Genomic DNA, 670 nt, shown 5'->3' on the forward strand with positions numbered 1-670 from the left:
AAATAGATATAAAAAAAAGGGAGTTAAATGTAACTCCCTTTAAATTAGTTATTTAAATACTATGTTGTAACCATTTTTATTAACATAAAAACAAATGTTATCATCATTATTTTTTATCAAAAACTAAATCATCATGCTCAAACTGAGTGTTGTCACCTAATTTTACTGTTAGTGTTTTAGCACCATTTGCTAAAATTTCAATTATACCATTCTCATATTCCCTATAAAATAGAGTAATTGCAAAGTGTTGTATAATACTTGCACCACTTAAATCTAAAAAATTAGGTAGAGCAATACCATTAAAAGCATATGTTTCCAAAGTGTAATCTTTAGCATTAATAGTTATTTTTGAAGGATAAATATAGTTATCTCTATATTCACCATCAACTTTAATAAAAGTATATGTTTCAATTGTGTTCACTTTTACACCATCAATTTCTGATGGAACAATTATTTCACTGTTTGCCATTTCTGACATAAAAGCAGATGTGACACCTTCAATATGACCATTGCTTTTATTAAATTTATAATACTTAGTCCAATCAATTGAGTCTTCCTCTTCTTTATCTTCCTTATTATCTAAAGGTAAATTTGATTTTTCATTATTCAAATTTTTATTTGCTTGTTCTAATCCATCAGTAAATATGTTAGCTAAACTAGTTTTTAAATT

Annotated in this window: 1 protein-coding gene; it reads right to left on the reverse strand. The window is 25.4% G+C overall.

All coding sequences use genetic code 11. From position 1 onward, the window contains the following. Positions 1–106: 106 nt before the first annotated feature. A partial coding sequence (locus HMPREF9088_RS12165) for a hypothetical protein (protein ID WP_007209391.1) occupies positions 107–670 on the reverse strand: 564 nt, incomplete at its 5' end.

The organism is Enterococcus italicus DSM 15952 (assembly GCF_000185365.1).
Lineage (GTDB): Bacteria > Bacillota > Bacilli > Lactobacillales > Enterococcaceae > Enterococcus_G > Enterococcus_G italicus.